We start from the raw sequence: 18,775 nt of genomic DNA, 5'->3' as shown, positions 1-18,775 counted from the left end.
GGTTTACGCCTCCTCCTTGGGAGTCTCCTCCGTCTCCTCCCAGCTGCCGTCCCAGGAGCCTTCGGCGGAGCGGCTGACTTTTTTCCGAAGGATCACCACCACCGCTGCGGCGGCCAGGACGGCGCCGCCCAGACCGATCCACAGCCAGGGGATCCCTCCGGAGGGATCCTCCTCCATAACGTCGGGATAGTCGTCCATGGGAACCATTTCCTCCGCCTGCAGTTTTATCGGGAACGTCCGGGTCTGAACCTGCTGGTCGGCGTCCTCATAGGAGATCTTCAATACGATCTCCGTCTCCCCGGCGGCGGTGGGAGTCAGGGCGAAGCCGATGGTGCCGCTGGTACCGGCGGTAATATTGCCCAGATACTGGGTGCGGGCGGGGGTGTCCACGCCGTCCCCCTCCACAGTGGCCTCCACGTTGGCGATGTCGTCCTTGCCCTTGTTGACATAGGCAAGGGTGACTTCAGCCTCCTCTCCCACAGTCATGCTCTCCGGCACGGCAGGGGCGTTGATCTGGAACCGATCCGGCTGGTACACCGGAACGGAGATTTTGATATCGGCGGTGGAGGGGGTGCGCTTTTCCCCGTCCAGATACTCGTATTTGAAACTGACGCCTATGCTCTGAGCGCCGCTCTTGCTGGCAGGCACCGCCTGCATGGGGACGGTGAGGGTCTGGCTGGAGCCGGCTCCCAGGGTTTTATAATAGAAGGTGTTGGTGCTTCCATCCATGGTAAAGCTCTCGCCGCCGTCCACGGTCACCACCACGTTTTCCACCTTCACCGTACCGGTGTTCTGAAAGACGATGCCCAGGGGGAATTTGCCGCCAGCGGGGACAGAGCCCTCGCCGTAGGAGAATTTCTGAATCACCAGATTGGGCACCGGGGTATCCGTTTTAGAGGGAGGCGTGGCGGCCAGATTTACCCGGTCCGACACGGTGGCCTGGGTCAGCATCCCGCCGTTGTCGTAACCGAATTTCAGCTCCGTGCCCAGGGACTGGTTGGTGGAGGAGATCTCCTGAAGCGCCTTGACGCGCACGGTGATGCTGCCGGTGGCGCCGGGGGCGATGTCCGGCAGCAGGAAAGTGGACGTTTCGTTGAGAACGACCAGGGAGTCGGAGGGCGTCACCGTGGCTACCGGGGAGACCAGCTTGGTGGTCCCGGCGTTTTGAAAGGAGACGGTGACGTCCAGGGCCTGGCCCGGGGAGATGGGCTTTCCCAGAGCGGAACGGGTCACCAGCACCGGCGGCTGGGGCACGCTCTCCCTGCCCAGGGCGGGGATGGACACCTTGTCGGTGATGCTGCCCTGAACCAGGGAGACATTGTTGTCGTAGTTGAATTTCAGCTCCACACCCAGAGACTGGTTGGGAGAGGGAATGGTGCTGTTGGCCCGGATGCGCAGCGTCACGCTGCCGCTTTTTTTGCTGTTGATATCATCCAGCACAAAAGAAGAGGTTCCCCCTACGATATTCAGGGAGTCCGAGGGGGTGAAGGTGGCCACGGGGGAGCGCAGGCGGGCACCGCCCAGGTTGCGGAAGGTGATGGTCAGATCCATCTCCTGCCCGGCCTCAATGGGCTTTTCCATCTCGCTGCGGTAGACGACCACCATGGGGGCAGGGATGGGCTCCGGCGGGGCCTCGGGTGCCGGGGGAGGCGCGCTGGCGGAGGGATCGTAGACCACGGCCTCTGTGATGGTGACCTCCATGGTCTGGTAGCTGTCGGACTCCCCGGCCCGGCCGATCTGAAACCGCAGGCTTTGACCGGCGCCCTTGTACTTGATGTTGGAGAACTTCACCGCATAGACCAGAGGCCGTCCCTCCGGGGAGGTCTTGTCCACCTGGACGCTGCCGCCGGAAAAGCTGTCATCCAGCTTGGTGATATCCAGGGCCTTTGGATCCGCACCGCCGGTGCCGTCACTGGTATCCTTGACGGAGACGGTGATGTTCACCACGGAACCCTTGGTAATGCTGCCGGCCCCTTTACCGGAGGAGTCCTCCACCGTGTAGCCGGTGATGTACAGGGTTCCCCCCTCTGCCAGGGCGCCCAGGGGCAGCACCGATGCAACCAGGGTGAGGATCAGCGCCAGCGCGGCGCCGGTTTTGAGAATACGGTCTTTCATGATGGGCTTTTCTCCTTGTTGTTGAGTTGATTGCTGACGATCTCGCCGTCGATGAGGGTGACGATACGGTCGGCATAGGATGCCATTTCGGGGTCGTGGGTTACCAGAATGATGGTCTGGTGATAGTCCCGGGCAAAGGAACAGATCATCTCCATGATCTCCACGGTGGTTTTGGAGTCCAGGTTCCCCGTGGGCTCATCGGCAAACACCACGTCGGGCCGGGCGATAAAGGCCCGGGCGATGCCCGCCCGCTGCTGCTGGCCGCCGGACATCTGCCTGGGGAAGTGGTCCAGCCGGTGGGCCAGGCCCACCCGGGTGAGAAGTTTGCGGGCCGCAGCCTCCCGCTGCTGCTTGGGCACGCCCCGGAACAGCAGGGGCATGGCCACATTTTCCGTGGCGGTGAGGTTTGGCAGCAGATTGTAGGACTGGAACACGAAGCCCAGGTGCTTTTGCCGGAAGGATGCCAGCTGGTTTTCACTGAGGCGGGAGATGGGTACGCCGCCGATGAGCACCTGGCCCCGGGTGGGTTTTTCCATGCCTGCCAGCTGGTTGAGCAGGGTGGACTTGCCGGAGCCGGAGGTGCCGAAGATACAGCAGATCTCCCCCCGGGAGACGCTGAGGTTGATGCGCTTGAGGGCCACCACCGTCTCATCCCCGATGGGGTATTCCTTGCGGATGTCCTTCACTTCGATGATGGGGCGGCTGCGCAGGTCGGATTCTTGCATGGCGCTGCCTCCTTTCTGGGGGCTATCATAGCCGGGGAAACTTCATTTGCCATATATCATGGGTTAAGATTTGCAAAGGAAGGCATAAAGAAAACGCCCCCGGGCCCGAAGGTCCGGAGGCGCGGAAGGGAAGGACGCTATATGGATGCGGGATTCCCGGGAACCGTCCCGCTGTCCAGCGGCAGGCGCAGAAGGAACTCCGTGCTCCTGCCGGGGGCGGGACGGTCAGCCAGATCCACGGTGCCGCCGTGCTTTTCCACGATACGGCGGGTGATGGCCAGTCCCAGGCCGCTGCCCTTGCCGGAGCGGGCGTCGCTGCCCACCACAAAGGGGTCGAAAATATGCCTGGCCCGTTCCGGAGGGATACCGGCGCCGTTGTCGCCCACCCGCAGAAGGACCTGGGTGCCGGAGACGGCCACGTCGAAAAACAGCACCGTACCCAACCGGTTGTGGCGCAGGGCGTTGGAGAGGAGGTTGTCCAGCACCCGGCGGAACTGGGGGCGATCCAGCGGGCAGAAGATGGGTTCTTCCGGGATGGAGACCTCCAGGGAAAACCCCGCCAGGTCGATCTCATCGTATTTGACCGCCAGATACTCCCGGAGAAATTCGCACAGATCCGTGCGCTGGGGATGGAGAACGAATTCCGGATGCTCCACCTTGCTGTATTCATGGAAGGTATTTACCAGCTCCGTTAGGGTCTGGGCCTTGGCTTGGATGACGTGCAGGTAGCGCTGGGTCTCCTCCGGCGGCACCTTGCCGTCGCAAATGGCGTCGGCATAGCCGGCGATGACGGTGATGGGAGTCTTGAGGTCGTGGGAGATGTCGGCAATGAGCTTTTGCCGTCCTGCGTCCAGGCGGCGGCGCTCCGCCTCGCTTTCCGCCAGCCGGTCGGAGAAACGGTCAAAGCTCTCCCCGATGCGGCGGATCTCCCGGGTACCGCCACAGTTGCCCACCCGGCTGATGCGTCCTTCAGACTGGGAGACCACCGCGTCGTTGAGCCGCCGCAGGGGACGGGCGATCTTCCGGCTCAGCCACCAGATAAAAAGTCCTGCATCAGCCAGATACAGGGGGATTACCAGCAGCCAGATCTTCCAGGAGTCCTGATAGCGCTGGAAGTATGCGTCCCCGCTTACCAGCGCTTCCCGGATGAGCAGCGTGCGTCCCTGCCCCCTTGCGTCCTGGAAATGGTAGCAGGAGAGAAAACTGCCGGGGAACCGATGCCCGGAGAGCAGCTGGTACTCCAGAGGGGAGTAGGCATCCCGGCCGTCGCCGAAGCCGCCGAAGATCACCCGGTAGTGCTCGTCCAGCAGCATGGTGGCCACCTCTGTGGTGCCGCCGTTTTCGTAGCGGTGCTTGATGAGCAGGTACCGGGGACGGCCGTCTTCCCCTGTGGTCTCATAGGCATCGGTGGTGGTTGCGTCCAGGTAAGGGGGGATGCAGGCCAGTTCTCCGGCGGTATAGGAGTCATCAAAGCCGTCGGCGGAGGCATATGCCAGCTGCCCGTTGCCGTCATAGACGGCGAAGGCATTGCCCTCGCCGCTCACATAGCTTTCAAGGCTGGCATAGTCCCCCTGAACCAGGGCTTCGCTTTGCACCATCGCATACCAGTCCACCGGGCGGTAGATCTCGTCCAGCCAGGTGTTCCACAGCCAGAAAACGCTGCCGCCGATTGCCAGCAGGGTCAGGGTAAAGAGCAGGTAGTTCTTGGCCAGAAGCTCAAAAAGGCTTCCCCGCAGCAGATTATTTTTCAATTTTGTATCCCAATCCTCTCACAGTTATAATGTAGCGGGGATTTTTGGGGTCATCTTCAATTTTCTCCCGCAGTTTGGAGATGTGCACCATCATGGTGTTGTCATCCCCTTCAAAATAGGTGCCGATGGCTCCCTCGTAGAGCTGGATCTTGGTGAAGATCCGTCCGGGGGAGCGCATGAGCATGGCCAGGATCTTATATTCCATAGGGGTCAGGAGGATCTGCCGCCCATCCTTCCAGAGCTGGAAGCTGGCGGTGTCCAGGGTCAGATCCCGCACGGTCAAGGTGCTGCCGGTGGTGCGGTTGGCCCGGCGCAGCTGGGCCTTTACCCGGGCCACGATCTCCACGGGATTGAAGGGCTTGGCAATGTAATCGTCGGCGCCCAGGTTCAATCCCAGGATCTTGTCGTTATCCTGGCTTTTGGCGGAGAGGATCAGAATGGGGATATCGCTGTACTTGCGCAGGGCCTGGGTCAGTTCAAAGCCGTTCATCTCCGGCATCATGACATCCAGAACTGCCATATCGGGGGATTCCTCCCGGGCCAGGCGCAGGGCGGCAGCGCCGTCCGGCGCCTCCAGCACCCGGTAGCCCTCGCCCTCCAGGTAGAGGCGCAGCAGGCTGCGGATGTCGTCGTCGTCTTCGGCGATGAGGATCGAAGCGGTCATAGGGGCGGCCTCCTTTTTGGCAGGTGGTGATTTTTGGGGGAATTCGCCCCCATTATATCAGATTCCGCCGCCGCGTCAAATCCTGGAAGGAGAAAGGCGGGAACCTTTACAAATCTTAAGGCTTCCTGGAGGAATCCTACAGGTCTGCCTGCTATCCTTCAAAATGAGAGAAAGAGCAGCAGCGCCGGTTTCCCATGGGCGCTGATGGGAGGAAGGGTGGAAAGACAATGTTCAAACTGCCGCATCTGCTGGTGATCCTGGTGACCGCAGCTCTGGTGCCCCTGACCTGTACCGCCGCCCGCCGGGCGGAACCGGGCACGGTAATCCGATGCCTGAAGGTGTGTGCTGTGGCGGCGCTGTTCTTTGATCCGGTGTACTGGGTCTGGGAGGCCCGGACAACAGGCGGCATCGATTTTTCCACCACACTGCCCCTGTACCTCTGCTCCCTGTTCTGGCTGCTGCTGCCGGCGGCCCTCTTCGCCCGCCGGGAGCGTGTGCGGCAAACGGCCTGCGCCACGGTGTGCACCATGGGGATGCTGGGAGGTGTGTTCGGCCTGGTGTTCAACGTCTACGTGGGACAGTACTCTTTTTTCAGCTTTGTGCCTGTGCGGAGCCTCATGTACCATGTGATGATGATCCTGGTGACTGCCGCCATGTGGGCCAGCGGCTATTACCGCCCCCAACCGGCGGATCGGTACCGCTGCTTTTTGCCGGTGGCGGGGCTGGTGGGGGTGAGCCTGGTGCTCAACCGACTCTTTGGCTGGGATTACTGCTACACGGCCGGAGGTGTGGGCACCCCGCTGGAGCGATTGAGCGCCGCAGTGCCCCGAAGCCTGTTTTTGCTGCTTCTTTACGGGGGGCTGCTGACTCTGATCCAGCTGATTTTTTACCGCCGGTATCTGCCCCACAGCCGCTCTGCAAAGCGTACCTGGGCAGGAGAACTGTAACGGATTTTTGAAAGGGCATGGCCTGGGGCCGTGCCCTTTTTGCGGCTTTTTCAGAAAAATTGCCGGGTGCATGTAGTTTTTGGGGACAAAAGCGGAGTATATAGAAGAGAGGGAAAGGGGGCGGAACGGGTGGATGATGCCCAGATCATTGAACTGCTGTTCCAGCGGTCAGAACAGGCGCTGGGAGAGATGGAGGAGCGGTACGGCAAGACCCTCCATGCTCTGGCCATGCAGATGCTCTCCAGCAGCCGGGATGCCGAGGAGTGCGTCAACGACGCCTATCTGGGAGCCTGGAACGCCATTCCGCCGGAGCGGCCGGACTGCCTTTTGGGATATCTCTGCAAGATCGTCCGGAACCTGGCTATCAAGCGCTGCCGCTGGAATCATGCGGAAAAGCGGGGCGGATACCAAATCGCACTGGAGGAACTGGAGGAGTGCCTGCCGGATCCCAGCTGCGTGGAGGCGGAAGTGGAGGCGGGAGAGCTGGCCGGCTTGCTGGAGGCATTTTTGGACACGCTGAGCCGGGAAAACCGGGTGATTTTCCTGCGGCGCTATGGATTCTGCGATTCCTACGCCCAGATTGCCCGGCGGGTGGGGCTGTCTGAGAAGACGGTTTCCGTCCGACTGACGCGCCTGCGCCAGCGCATGCGGGACTATCTGGCGGAAAGGGGGAGACCCATATGAGCGGCAAGCAGCTTTTTGACGGCCTGGGTGCGGTAGGGGACCGGTACTATCAGGAGGCCTGTGACTACACGCCCCGGCGGAGGCATTGGATCTGGCACGGCCTGGCGGCGGCGTGCGTGTGCCTGGGGATCCTGGGGGCGCTGCTGGCCCTGCCCCAGGAGGAGCATGTCTTTGTAGTGAAAACCTATGCCCTGGATCTGGAGGAGGACGGCACCATCGGGTTTCGGGCGCAAGATATCTGGGAGCGGCCGGAAATCCTGGGGGGGCACTTTGACGGGAAGAACTTTTATGTGAATATTGGCTTGGGCTACGAGGGGGACCATGTTGCCCAGGTGACCTTCTCCACGGAGACGGGATTCTTCGCCAGCCAGAATGTGGCGGAGCTGTCTCTGGAGGAGAATGTGAGCCGTATGTATGTGGGGCCGGAGCAGCAGCTGGCAATGTGCGGTGAGGAGTTTGAGATAGTCGGGAACCGCGTCACGGTGGACAAGAGCACTCTGGAGAGCGGGACGCTGCTGTTTTGGGGGATGGAGGCCTCCGGCAGTGATGATTTGCCGGAGCAGGTCCCCATTACCGCCGAGGCGGAGTTCCGGGACGGGACGAAGCAGACGGTCAGCGTCACACTGGATATCGCAGGTCCCATGGTTTATAGCATCGAGGAGTCCCCGGAGGAGGTCCAGCAGAGGTGGGAAGAATGGGAGAAAGAACGGGAACATTACCAGAACATTCCCCTGGAATCGTGTGAGCTGGTGGAGGAGAGCGTGGAGCATGTGACGGATCAGTACGAGATCCAGGATCCTGGCGGGGGCCCGTCCTGGATCCTGGATCTGGATAAGCTGACTGAGAGCGACTTTGATGAACACGGGATTTACCGCAGCAGATTCCGAGGTTCTCTGGATGGCCGTGTCTATCTGCCCATCATTCGCCGGGAGGCGGACGGCACCTTTACCGGGATGCTCTACCGGGTGCCGGAGGAACTGGAATACAGCGGAGGCTACCGCGGCCTTGAAGGAGACTCCCCTTCACGCTCCTAGCAATATAAAAGAGCAATATATAAGCCGTTTTAACTATTATAATAGTTAAAACACTCGCAAATCCTGGGGATTGGCAGGGCACACAAGGCGACAAGGGGACGGACCAGATGGTCCGTCCCCTTACGTGTAAAGGCTTAGTACTGTATAGTAAGTTCCGGTGTCAGGCCTCCTGATAGAGCTCCAGAATGGCGCCGTCCTTCCATACAAAGGCCAGGCGGTCGCCCTTGTCATTGGCGTCCATGGGACCGCAGATGACGCTGTCGGCATCGGCGATGTACTTCTCCAGATCGTCCACCTTGTAGGCCACATGGGGATTGCGGTGGATCTCCTCCGGGAAGGGGGTGCCCTCCTCGAATTTCAGATACTCGATCTTGTAGTCGTAGTCGTCCACATTGCTGACCCAGAATTTGGCCCCTTCGTTGTAGACCATACCGGGCTTGCGGTTGGTGATGGGGATGCCGATGTGCATGTACGCAGCGGACATAGTTTGCTTCCTCCCTTTGCCTTATGGATTGGTGATGTCCTGATAGAACTGATAGGCCTCTTTGTCCGTAAAGTGCTGGTGGACCACCTTGGCCACCGCCTGGCACATGGCGGCCGGGTGCTGGCTCTGGAAGATGTTGCGGCCCATATCCACGCCCCGGGCACCGTCGCAGATGGCACGGTAGGCCATGGTCAGCGCCTCATCCTCCGGCAGCTTCTTGCCGCCGGCGATGACAACCGGCACGGGGCAGGCGGCCACGACCTTTTCAAAGTGGTCGCAGTAGTAGGTTTTCACGAAAGAAACGCCCAGCTCCGCCAGCATGCGGGTAGCCAGCAGGAAATACTCCGTGGTGCGGGCCATCTCCTTGCCTACGGCGGTGACACCCAGCACGGGAATGCCGTAGCGCTCTCCGGCGTCCACGGCCCGGCACAGCGTCTCCAGGGACTGGGCCTCACCGGCGCCGCCGATGAAGCACTGCATGGCGATGGCGGAGGCGTTCATCCGGATGGCGGCCTCGATGTCAGCACCCAATCCGTTGCCGGTGCTCATATCGTCCACCAGGACGCTGGCGTCATGGGTGGCCCGCAGGCAGATGGCGTTCTGTACCGTAGGCGGGATGCAGGAGCGGATGGCGCCCCGGGTGGCCATCAGTACGTCGGCATACTGGCACAGCGGGGCAATGGTGACGTCCATGCGCTCCAGCCCTGCGGTGGAGCCCATGATGTAGCCGTGGTCAAAGGCCAGCATCACCGTGTTGCCGCTCTTGGGATTGAACAGGCGGGAGAGGCGGTTTTTTGCCCCCCAGTCCCCGTGTCCCAGGCCTTTTGCAAAGAACCCCTGTTCCGGGGCGGGCACGTCCAGATGGTAGTCGTGGGCGGCCTTGTTACCGATCGCGTCTGCCATGGCTTACTCCTTGCTGAAGGCGGGGGTGTGGCAGGGGGTGTTCCACAGGCGCAGGCACTCTTCATCCCACTTGGCGATGTTCATCTGGAACCCGCCCGCCTCCTGGACGGTGAGGATCTCGCCCACCATGCTGGCAACCACGTCCACGCCCTTGGCTTTCAGGAACTCCACCGTGTCCTTGAAGAGCACCAGCATCTCCATCATGGTGGTGGCGCCGCAGCCGTTGATCATGACGAAGGCCTTGTCTCCGGCCTTGAGATCCAGGTTCTTGCACAGCGCCTCCGCCACGGTGGCCACCGTCTCCTTGGCGGACATCATGGGGACCCGGACGCCGCCGCCCTCGCCGTGCTGGCCGGCGCCGATCTCCATGAGATCCGTCTCGCCCAGATCGCCGAAGGACATGCCGTTCTGGGGATGGGTGGCGTCGGTGGATTTGACGGTGATGGAGGCCATGTTGTCGGCGTAGTGCTGGGCGATCTCCGCTACTTCGTCCAGGCTTTTGCCCTCCCGGGCTGCAGCTGCGGCGATGTGGTACAGGGCCACGGCACCCGCCAGGCCGCGCTTGTTGTCCTCTCCGTTGGGGTCAAACTGGATCTCCTCCCCGGTGACCACCTGCCGGACGTTGAGACCGGCCTTCTTGGCCAGCTTCATGGCCTGCTTGCCTGCCAGCTGGTCGCCGGCATAGTTCAGTGTCAGCAGCAGTACGCCGTGGCCCTTGTCCGCCAGCTTCATGGCGTCGAACACCAGCTGGCCGTTGGGGGCGGCGAAGATGTCGCCCACCGCCTGCACGTCCAGCATGCCCTTGCCTACGAAGCCTGCCTGAGCGGGTTCGTGGCCGGAGCCGCCGTAGGTGACGATGGTGACCCGGTCAGCGTGGGCCAGATCCTTGCTGATGACCAGATGGCCGTCCACCTCCACAATGTCGGGATAGGCCAGCCCCAGGCCCACCAGCTCCTCGTCAGTGATTGTCTCGGGGGCATTGATGAACTTCTTCATTTTCATAGTAAGCATCTCCCATTCACATTGATTGTACGGTGCTCAGGGCTGCGCCAGGCCCTGGAAGAAATACGACATGGAGGCGGCTCCGGCATCCGGTGTGCCGATGGTTTTGGTACCGTAGCTCTTGGCCCGTCCAAATTTGGATACGAACTGCTTGGTGTCCTCGGCCCCTTTGGCCGCCGCTTGGGCGGCGGCGGTGAACAGGCCCTGCACATCGCTGCCTGTGTAGCCGGCGATGGCCTCGCTGGCGGGGATCAGAGCATCCATCATGGTCTTGTCGCCCACCTTGGCGCCGGACATGTCGTTCATCTCCTCCAGCCCCTGGGCAAAGACAGCCTGCAGGCCTGCTACGCCGATCTCCTCTCCCTCCGGAGCGGCTTCCTGCATGCCATCCAGCCAGGTGTTCCACAGAGGGACGGCACTGCCGCCGTTGAGGGACATGACGGCAATAGCCGCGTCGTCCAGCATGGATTGGATCCCCCCGTCGGATGCTTCCACGGCGGCGGAGATGGCCCCGGCGATTTTGGTCATGGTCAGGCCGTGATCCGCGTCACCAAATTTGGAGTCGATCTCCGTCAGCTCCTGCTCCGCCGCGATGACGGATGCGCAGGCGTGCTGCAGCCGCGCCGCAAATTCGCTTTTCGTCATCTGCGTTCACCTCCTTCACCGAATACAAATGTGTTACGTTTGTGCATAAAAGTTAACACTTAATGTTACAAAAGTCAATACAAGCAAGCGGTTTTCTCTCTATTTGATATAGCGCGGCGGAGCGGTTTATTCAAAATGCGCAAAAGAAAACTTCCCGGACGTGTGCGTCCGGGAAGCGGGTATGGCTGATTACTGGCCCAGCAGGGTCTGCACCAGGGCAGACCGGGCCACGATGTGGGTAAAGGCTCCGGTGCGGAGGGCGCCCCGGAGGGCTTTGGCACTGGTATTGGCGGAGCAGACCCCCACAATGTTGGGGCAGCGCAGCAGCGTTTCCAGAGGGATCTGGATGGCGAAATCCTGGTCGGACTGGATGATGGAGCCCTCCTCGTTGAAGTAGTAGACCAGCATCCGGCCGCAGGCGTGCTGCTGCTGGAGCAGGCTGCCGTACCGGACCAGGGAGGCAAAGTCCGGGCTGGAGGGGTAGTCCCCGATATTTACCAGCGCCGTGTCCATCTGTTCCCACTGCTGGTGGATCTGGCGGTAGATCTCGCTGGAGCACAGCAGCTGCTTTTCCTCCAGATTGTCCGGCAGGGCAGGAAGGTAGAGAAAATGGGGGGCAGCCCCCAGCTGTTGGGCCATCAGCCGGACGTTTTCGTTGGACTGATAGTTGCGGGCGGGAATGCTGGCATTGCCCACCAGCGGACAGATATCGCTGATGGTGCTGTCCATCTGGGGATTTGCCTCCAGCCAGGTTACCAGCTGGCCGATGAGGTAGCCCCAGCCCACGCCCAGGCGATGGGAGCCGATCCTCCGCAGCAGGTCTACGGCTCCCTGGGAAAGCAGCTGATTGGTAGTGTCGTCGTCCTCTCCGTCTTCCACCAGGACGCCGCTGCGGATGGAACTGGACAGCCGCAGGCGGTCCAGCAGGCTGGCTGCCTTGGCTCCCGGTTCATGGATGGTGATTTCCACGATCCCCAGTTCCCGGGCCTCGGAGAGCATGCGGCTTACCAAAGGGCGGGATACGCCCAGCTCTCTGGCAATATCGCTTTGTTTTTGATCTTCCAGGTAATAGCGCCGGGCAACATACGCCAGCTTTTTTTGCTTGTCCTGACTGATTCTCACAAAAAAGCCCCTTACATATAAAATGTTACATATGTTACTTGTAACATAAAAGCTTGGGCTTTGCAACCGCCAATCAAAATTTTCACCCCGGTGGGGCTCTGGAATCCGTGGCAGACGAAACATGAACCGTTTTATAAAAAAGGATGTCCCCGCATTTTGGCAGGGACATCCTGATAGGGCCGGGGAAAAAAGCCGTTGGCTGGAAAGGGGATTTCTTTTACAGACCTGTCCCAAGCCCGGCGCAGCGCCAACCGTCGTCGGCGCGGTACAGGATACCCTGCCGCATGTAGGTCAGGGCGCCGGCAGGGGCGTCATCTCCCTGGTACTCGGTGGTATTGCCGGGCCACAGATCCAGCTGGGCCAAGTCGTTTTCCGGCACAAAAACGCCGGTGTAGGAGAACACGAACCGTTCCCGGCCCTCTGTGATTTCCGGGTAGTTCGCATAGGTGTCGGAGAGGCCGCGCACCCGGGCCTCCACCTGGACGAAAGTACAGGTGTTGCGGCCGCCGGGTTCCGTCTCCAGGCGGTAGCCCTCGTAGGCCTCCGCCCAATCTTGGGCGATCTCTTCCCGGGACTGCCCGGTATCGGGAATGGCCAGGTCCCGGCTGTGAGCCTCCCACTGGGCACCGTCGTACCAGCAGCGCATGTAGTGGTAAAGATCCACAGCGAACACATCGTCGGGGTCTGCGGGCTCCGCCGCCAGCCATTGGACTGTGTCCCCCTGGCGGATCAGCAGTTTGCCGGTGCCTTGGTAGGCGGTGACGGACACGGAGGTGTCTGCTGTGGACAGCGTCACAGACGCCGGCTCCCGGGTTGCGGACAATCCGGTGCTCTCCGTCCACTGGAAGAAGTCTCCCAGGGTACTGTAGGAATAGCGGAGAGAATCGGTGCTCACCGGATAGGAACCGGCCTGGCCGGATTCCCGGCTGGAGGAATTTAGGAAGGACAGGCGGCCGCTGCCGCTCAAGCGGATCAGATCCACCGTCTCCTGTACAGTCTGGCCCAGGGAATCGCTGCTCTGAGACGCTGCCCCGGCACTGTACGGATCCAGCCAGGCCCGGATGACCTCCGCCGGGCCGCTGCTTCCGTTGGAGGCCGTCACTTGGTAGACGGTATCGCCGCCGCCCGCCTGGCTGAAGGCAGCATAGGCCCCTCCGGCATACACGGTCAGATTGTACCGGCGGAGAGGATCGTAGATGCTGAGGAAATAGGCCAGGCTCTCGTCCCCCCAGGGATCCGTGTAGAGAGGCCAGGTCCAGCGGGTATCCACCCAGCTGATATCTTCCGTCAGGCTCTCCAGCAGGGCCGGAAGGGACGGGTCATCCGTGGGCACGCTGACCTGCCGGTCAGCCCAGGAGTCTCCCTCCCGGGCCTGCAGGTCAAAGACCACCAGGCCGCTGTCATTTTCCAGCAGAGCGGTCAACCCCGCTGCTGCCCGGTCATTGCTGCTGTATGGGGCGGAGGAGTAGACCTCGCTGAGTTCAAAGCTCTCCGTCGTGGCGTTGAGATGGCCGCCCTCATAAGAATAAGCGTATTGCAGGCATACCTCCATGGGATCCAGGGCCCAGACCGCCTGCCCGGTATCCGCCCGGGCCTGGAGCTGGGCATAGTAGTCCGCCCGGGGCAGATCCGTGTCAGGCCGGATTACCTGGCGCTGGGGGAATTCTCCGTCGTACCACACCTGCTCCACACACCAGATGCCGCCCTCTCCCTGGGCTGCAGGCTGGGAGAGGATGAACGTCCAGGTGGGCTCCCACTCGCCGTTTACGGCGTAGTAGGGATGATACACGGCGGTAATGTGGTTGCCCTGGAATTGGAAGGGCTGGTTCCGCAACGCCTGGACGTCGTCCTCGGTGAAGGGCTCCACGCCCTCCGCGTCCAGCACTGTTTTCTCCGCCCAGTCCATGAGGCCCTCCTGAACGGCCAGATAGTCATCGCCGTTTTCCGGGGAGAAATTGACGTCTGTGGGGAGATGAACGGCGTAATAGTAGCCGTCCGCGTCCCGTGCAAAGCAGGAGATGCCGCTGTGGTCGGCGTCGCACAGGTGTTCCTCGAACGCCGCCTGATCCCACTGGTATACCCAGAACAGCCAGCCGCCGTAGTCGCCGCCGTAGTCCGGGGCGTACCAGAAGGAGAGCAGAATATTGTCCGTCGATTCCGGATCCCGGCCCGCAATCACCCGATCGGCGTACTCCTCCGGCACCTGGGCCAGAGCTGCCCGCAGGGCTGCGGTGCGCTCCGCTGCCGTCAGGGACTCGCTGTTGGGCTCCAGAAATTCCACGGATCGGGCAAAGTCCACGGCATCCTCCCGGGTAAAGTTTTTGGCGTTGAGGCTCAGCAGAATACCGGTATCCTCACCGGGCTCCGCCAGAAAGACGTACCAGTAGGAAGAGACTAACTCTACGGTGGACAGATCCACGCCGGATTCCTCCAGGGCACCAGCCTCCGCTGCGGTATAGAGGTCGTGTTCCGCCTGCAGGATGGCCGCCGGGGCGGCCAGGCCCGACAGGGGCTCCGACTCTCCGTAGCTGGTGTGGTTCCAGGAGGGCAGGGCCTTCGAGATGGTTTGACCCTCCCAGGTGAGCCAGCTGGTGGGGAATCTCCCCACCATGCCGGCGGCAGCCCACTGTGACGGTGTGCCGTCCCCGTAATGGAGATAGGCGTCGGGGGAGAGCAGATATCCGCCGTAGCCCAGAGTCTCGCTGTAATCCTCCAGGGCCAGCTCCTCCGGGATTATCAGGGAGATGCCCAGCTCCGGCAGCTCTACGGCTCCGGTTCGATCCGGCTTGGCTCCGGTAAAGGTGATGGCGGCTATCATGGCCACCGCTGTCAGCAGGCACAGCGCTGTGACAGCCAGCATCCGGGGCTTCTGCGCGATCAGGGCAATGCGTTCTTTCAAGCCGCCCTTGCCGCTGCGCATGGTGGTGGCGGTTTGAAGAAGGCTTCCCGGGGACGCTCCGGCGGCCACCAGTCCCACCAATGTTCGGCCGTAGGCAAAGCGCTCCCCTTCTCCCAGACGGCGGATGGCTCCCTCGTCGCAGGCAAGTTCACAGTCCCTCCGGGACAGGGCTGCCGCCCACCACACCAGGGGATCAAACCAGTACAGGCACAAACATGCCGCCCGGATCAGAGACCACCAGGGATCTCCCTGGCGGCGGTGGGTCAGCTCATGAGCCAGAACGTGCCGCAGCCCATCCGGATCCTCCGTGCAGGCCGGGGTCACGTAGATCCGCTGGCGCACAAGGCCCAGCAGACAGGGGGAGGGCACCGCCGCCGACACGTACACCGGGACGGGGCACCCCTGCATTTCCAGAAACCGGGCACCCTTCCGGGCTCGGGAGAAAAAGGACAGGTTCACGGTCAGAAACCATACCGCCATCACCGCCGCGCCGCCCAGCCACAGCACCCGCAGCACGGTGTTCAGATGGAAGATCTGTTCCGACGGGACAGTGGTGTAGTCTGCTTGCGCCGGCGGAGCCTCTCCCACTGGGTAGAAATGGGGGATCCCGTTGCCGTCATAGTAAATCTCCATCTCCCGCCCGTCGCCCAGGGTGCCGGTCTCCGGAGCGGGAGCGGAGGTGGATAACCCATGGGAGGAGACATACACCGTGGTGTCGGATGCCTCCGGCGAAAAGACGTTCAGTACGCTTAGAGCTGTTCCGGGCAGGGAGAGGGGCACCAGCAGCCGCACCGCCACCAGCAGCCACAGGGCGTATTGCAGCCGGGGACTGATCCTGCCCCGCAGCAGGTACCGCAGGACGATCAGAACCAGGATCAGAAGGCTGGAAGTGATCAGCACCGCTTTCATGACTGCTCCTCCTCCGCTTTGCGCAGGACCGCGTACAGTTCCTCAATGTCTGACCGGGACAGGGACTCCTGGTGCGCCAGGGCGTTGACCAGCAGCCCCACGCTGCCGTGGTAGGCCCGCTGGAGCAGGGAGTGCGTCTCCGCCGCAGCAGCCTCCTCCCGGCCCACCGCCGGATGGAAGACCTTGGTGCGGCCCTGCTGGTCATAGGTGATCAGGCCCTTTTCCTCCATGCGGCGAACCATGGTGGTAACGGTGCTCTTGGCCCATCCCGGGGACTCCCCCAGAATCCGCACAAGTTCCATCAACGTCTTGGGCCCGGCCCACAAAACCTCCATGATCCGCCACTCGCTGGGGGACAGGGAGGGTACCGGCTGTTTCATGGCGCTTCCTCCTTTCGGTTTACTTCTGTAAGCCAATTATAGCAAGTTGGCTTACATCTGTCAACTAAAAGCGTAAGGAAAGCACCGCCCCCCAGGCTGCCCCCTTGAAAATGGACGCCGGGCGGCGGGAAGTGCTCCTGCCGTCCGGCGTTTTTCAGTGCTGTTCCCGTACAGTGTCTGACTGCGTCAGGTCTCCAGGGCTGCGATGTTTTCCTCCGTCAGAGGGACAAAGGGCAGTGTCAGCTGCGCCGACCCCTCCAGTGCTTCCGCCTCCCAGGTGAGGTAGTCCTCCTGGTCCATGGGGTTGCTGTCGTCCCAGCCGTCAGGCTCCACATAGTAGATGACCCCGGTTTTGCTTCGGTCCAGCTGGTCCGGAAAGGGCTGGCCGGCGTCATTGGTGGGGCGGATCCTCTTTTCCCAGGAGTACACGATGGCTTCCGGCTGATAGATGTCCCCCTGGGGCTGATATGTGTACAGTGTGTAAGGCCACAGTGCTCCGCCGATCTGGTTGTGGGAGTACAGGACCTTTACCGCGCCGTTTTCATAGAATTCCATACTGGGAAAGCCGATCAGCTGAATGTGGACTTCCGCCCGATCCTGGTCATAGCCCAGGATGGCCCCCTGCATGCCCGCCGTATCTGAGGTGACAAAGTAGAGGATCAGTTCTTCCTTCCCGTCCCCGTCCACATCTGCAACAGCAAAGCTGTTTTCAGAGAAATCCGCCGGGAGGGCCCAGGGTTCCAGCTGCGTGCCGTCCGGCAGGATCCCGGATCCTGTCAGGTTCCGCAGTACCTGGGCAAAGGCTGCCCGGGTTTCGGCACCGGGCTCCACCGGGATAGGCAGGGCCGGATAGACGGCATCGTCTCCCTGGGCGAAGGTAAGCGCCCAGGACTGGCTGTCACAAAGTCTCAAAAAGTCCTGGTACATCCGCTGATAGCGCAGTTCCTGGGATTTGTCCTCAAATTGGTCTGCCGGGGCAGATTGGGGGACGGAGAGATAGACGTACCAGCCGTCCCCGCTGCCTAAAAGCCGGATCCCCTGGTCATCCAGTACGGTATCGTCATATCCATACCGGTCACGGAACTCCGTTTCCTTTTGAGCCTCCAGGGTGAACAGCAGTTCCCGGGTACTTGTGCGGTAGAATTCCACCGCGTAATCCGTGATGCGGTTTTGTCCGTCCCGGCCCAGAGCAGCCACTGTGTAGAACCCGTCCCGTCAGCTCTCCGGCAGCCGCAGCACGTAGGGGAGAAATTGTCCATAGTCTGCATCCTGCCACAGCACGCCGCCCACGGGCTGCGCACCTTCATACCAATCCATGGCGGTGATGACGCCGCTATGTACTTCCGCCCGGAGTACATCTGCCGTTCCGGGAAGGGCATAGGAACGAAGATAGGGCGCATAGAGGAAGTTCATGAGATCCTTTTTCCACGTCTGCTGGGAAACGCTCCTGCCGGACAGGCGTACATCCTCCGATACCGGCAGCGTGACGGTACCGGAGCTGCCGCCCACCCAGCCGGCGCCGGGGGAGAAGTCCACCAGATCCAGTGTCAGCTCCCGGTAATCCGTATCCTCCGGCTGCCTGGTGGAGTCGAAAACGGCATAGACCACGCTGTCGCTGGCGGCGGTGTCAGCCTGGGAGATGCTCTGGCAGGCCACCAGGCCGGTGACCAGGAATGCGGCGCAAAGAAGGATCCCTGCCAGCATCCGGCTGGGTTTCCCGGGACAAAAGAGCTGGGTGAGACGGTTTTTCATCTGCGCTTTGCTGCCGCCGAACCGGGTGGACAGCGGAGGGGCGCTTTCTCCTGCCGCGGCGCTCAGCAGCAGCTCCCCATAAGCCCGCTTTTCCGCGGCCGTCATATCCTCGGCCAGCTGGGCATCGCAGGCAGCTTCCATATTCTCCCCGGCCACCCGGGCCATGTGCCACACCAGCGGATCAAACCAGTAGAGGGCGCAGACCAGGAAGAGCAGCGCCTTGCCTGCAAGATCCCGCCGCTTCACGTGGGTCAGCTCGTGCCGCACCGCCAGAAGCGGTACTTGTCCGCTGGGGAGAAAGACCACCGGGCGGAATACTCCCAGCGCCATAGGTCATGCCAGCCCCGGCAGGATCCGAATGGAGGCCTTGATGCCCATTTGCCGGATTTCCTGGTGGAAGGCGGCAGTGGGGGCGGATCCGGACAGAAGCCTGTTTCGCATCCGCCCGTACCGGATCCCCTGCCGGGCCGCGATGCAGGCAGCAACCGTCAGCCAGAGGGCACCTGCGGCGGCAATCAGGGATACGGTGCGCTTGGCTGGCGGTTCCGCCGTCTGTTGGGGGACGGCCTCTTCCAAAACGGTATCTCGGGAGGTTTCCGGCGCTGCGGGGGACACCGAAGGAGCGGTTTCCGCTGGGGAGGGGGCCGCTTGCGGAGCAGCCTGCCCGACTGCGGGGGATCCCTGCGCCGGAAGTGTCACCGTATAATAGCGATAGGTAACCCTTTGATACAATCTCCAGGTTTTCCCCCGCTCCACACC

The 18,775-nt window shown here is 61.8% G+C and carries 17 protein-coding genes; 3 read left to right on the top strand and 14 right to left on the bottom strand.

Going from position 1 to position 18,775, the window contains the following annotated elements; translation table 11 throughout:
• Positions 1-3 precede the first annotated feature (3 nt).
• From ACT67G_RS05460 to ACT67G_RS05445, 4 genes are all read right to left on the bottom strand, one after another.
• Positions 4-2,115 (bottom strand): COG1361 S-layer family protein, encoded by a 2,112-nt coding sequence (locus ACT67G_RS05460; RefSeq protein ID WP_443663351.1) that lies wholly within the window; start codon positions 2,113-2,115, stop codon positions 4-6.
• Positions 2,112-2,840: an ABC transporter ATP-binding protein gene (locus ACT67G_RS05455; protein ID WP_325246139.1), complete on the bottom strand. Its 729-nt coding sequence runs from the start codon at positions 2,838-2,840 to the stop codon at positions 2,112-2,114. Before ACT67G_RS05455 ends, ACT67G_RS05460 begins: the two co-directional genes overlap by 4 nt.
• 137 nt (positions 2,841-2,977) lie before the next feature.
• A complete protein-coding gene (locus ACT67G_RS05450; RefSeq protein WP_326214288.1) occupies positions 2,978-4,591 on the bottom strand; it encodes a HAMP domain-containing sensor histidine kinase in 1,614 nt (537 codons plus the stop codon).
• Positions 4,581-5,255: a response regulator transcription factor gene (locus tag ACT67G_RS05445; protein WP_325246144.1), complete on the bottom strand. Its 675-nt coding sequence runs from the start codon at positions 5,253-5,255 to the stop codon at positions 4,581-4,583. Before ACT67G_RS05445 ends, ACT67G_RS05450 begins: the two co-directional genes overlap by 11 nt.
• Before the next feature lie 227 nt (positions 5,256-5,482).
• Here ACT67G_RS05445 and ACT67G_RS05440 point away from each other — a divergent pair, with 227 nt between their 5' ends.
• The 3 genes from ACT67G_RS05440 to ACT67G_RS05430 all read left to right on the top strand — a co-directional run bounded on the left by ACT67G_RS05440 (position 5,483) and on the right by ACT67G_RS05430 (position 7,920).
• Entirely contained in the window at positions 5,483-6,202 is a 720-nt protein-coding gene (locus ACT67G_RS05440) for a TMEM164 family acyltransferase (protein ID WP_443663350.1), read from the top strand.
• A gap of 129 nt (positions 6,203-6,331) precedes the next feature.
• Positions 6,332-6,886, top strand: coding sequence for an RNA polymerase sigma factor (locus ACT67G_RS05435; RefSeq protein WP_443663348.1), 555 nt, complete (start codon positions 6,332-6,334; stop codon positions 6,884-6,886).
• On the top strand, positions 6,883-7,920 hold the full coding sequence (locus ACT67G_RS05430; protein ID WP_443663347.1) for a hypothetical protein: 1,038 nt from the start codon (positions 6,883-6,885) through the stop codon (positions 7,918-7,920). The genes ACT67G_RS05435 and ACT67G_RS05430 overlap by 4 nt, the downstream gene beginning before the upstream one ends.
• Before the next feature lie 160 nt (positions 7,921-8,080).
• Here the strand turns inward: ACT67G_RS05430 and ACT67G_RS05425 are convergent, their stop codons facing one another.
• From ACT67G_RS05425 to ACT67G_RS05380, 10 genes are all read right to left on the bottom strand, one after another.
• On the bottom strand, positions 8,081-8,404 hold the full coding sequence (locus tag ACT67G_RS05425) for a hypothetical protein (RefSeq protein ID WP_443663346.1): 324 nt from the start codon (positions 8,402-8,404) through the stop codon (positions 8,081-8,083).
• A 21-nt stretch (positions 8,405-8,425) separates the two neighbouring features.
• The gene (lsrF, locus tag ACT67G_RS05420; protein ID WP_443663344.1) at positions 8,426-9,307 is read right to left on the bottom strand and encodes a 3-hydroxy-5-phosphonooxypentane-2,4-dione thiolase; all 882 of its coding nucleotides are present in this window, start codon (positions 9,305-9,307) and stop codon (positions 8,426-8,428) included.
• A gap of 3 nt (positions 9,308-9,310) precedes the next feature.
• Positions 9,311-10,309 carry a dihydroxyacetone kinase subunit DhaK gene (locus ACT67G_RS05415; RefSeq protein ID WP_325246157.1) on the bottom strand — a complete coding sequence of 333 codons (999 nt, stop codon included), beginning with the start codon at positions 10,307-10,309 and terminating at the stop codon, positions 9,311-9,313.
• A gap of 36 nt (positions 10,310-10,345) precedes the next feature.
• The gene (locus ACT67G_RS05410; protein ID WP_443663343.1) at positions 10,346-10,954 is read right to left on the bottom strand and encodes a DAK2 domain-containing protein; all 609 of its coding nucleotides are present in this window, start codon (positions 10,952-10,954) and stop codon (positions 10,346-10,348) included.
• Positions 10,955-11,143: 189 nt separating this feature from the next.
• On the bottom strand, positions 11,144-12,076 hold the full coding sequence (locus ACT67G_RS05405; protein ID WP_443663341.1) for a sugar-binding transcriptional regulator: 933 nt from the start codon (positions 12,074-12,076) through the stop codon (positions 11,144-11,146).
• 217 nt (positions 12,077-12,293) lie between these two features.
• Positions 12,294-15,884 (bottom strand): M56 family metallopeptidase, encoded by a 3,591-nt coding sequence (locus ACT67G_RS05400; protein WP_443663339.1) that lies wholly within the window; start codon positions 15,882-15,884, stop codon positions 12,294-12,296.
• A complete protein-coding gene (locus ACT67G_RS05395; protein ID WP_325244022.1) occupies positions 15,881-16,264 on the bottom strand; it encodes a BlaI/MecI/CopY family transcriptional regulator in 384 nt (127 codons plus the stop codon). The genes ACT67G_RS05400 and ACT67G_RS05395 overlap by 4 nt, the downstream gene beginning before the upstream one ends.
• 186 nt (positions 16,265-16,450) lie before the next feature.
• A complete protein-coding gene (locus ACT67G_RS05390) occupies positions 16,451-17,461 on the bottom strand; it encodes a hypothetical protein (RefSeq protein WP_443663338.1) in 1,011 nt (336 codons plus the stop codon).
• An 18-nt stretch (positions 17,462-17,479) separates the two neighbouring features.
• On the bottom strand, positions 17,480-18,346 hold the full coding sequence (locus ACT67G_RS05385) for a M56 family metallopeptidase (RefSeq protein ID WP_443663337.1): 867 nt from the start codon (positions 18,344-18,346) through the stop codon (positions 17,480-17,482).
• Positions 18,347-18,349: 3 nt separating this feature from the next.
• Positions 18,350-18,775 (bottom strand): hypothetical protein (locus ACT67G_RS05380; RefSeq protein ID WP_443663335.1); only part of this gene is annotated, 426 nt, incomplete at its 5' end.

The organism is Dysosmobacter sp. (assembly GCF_052306735.1).
In the GTDB taxonomy this organism is placed as follows: Bacteria; Bacillota; Clostridia; order Oscillospirales; family Oscillospiraceae; genus Oscillibacter.
This window is presented reverse-complemented; position numbering and strand designations above follow the sequence as displayed.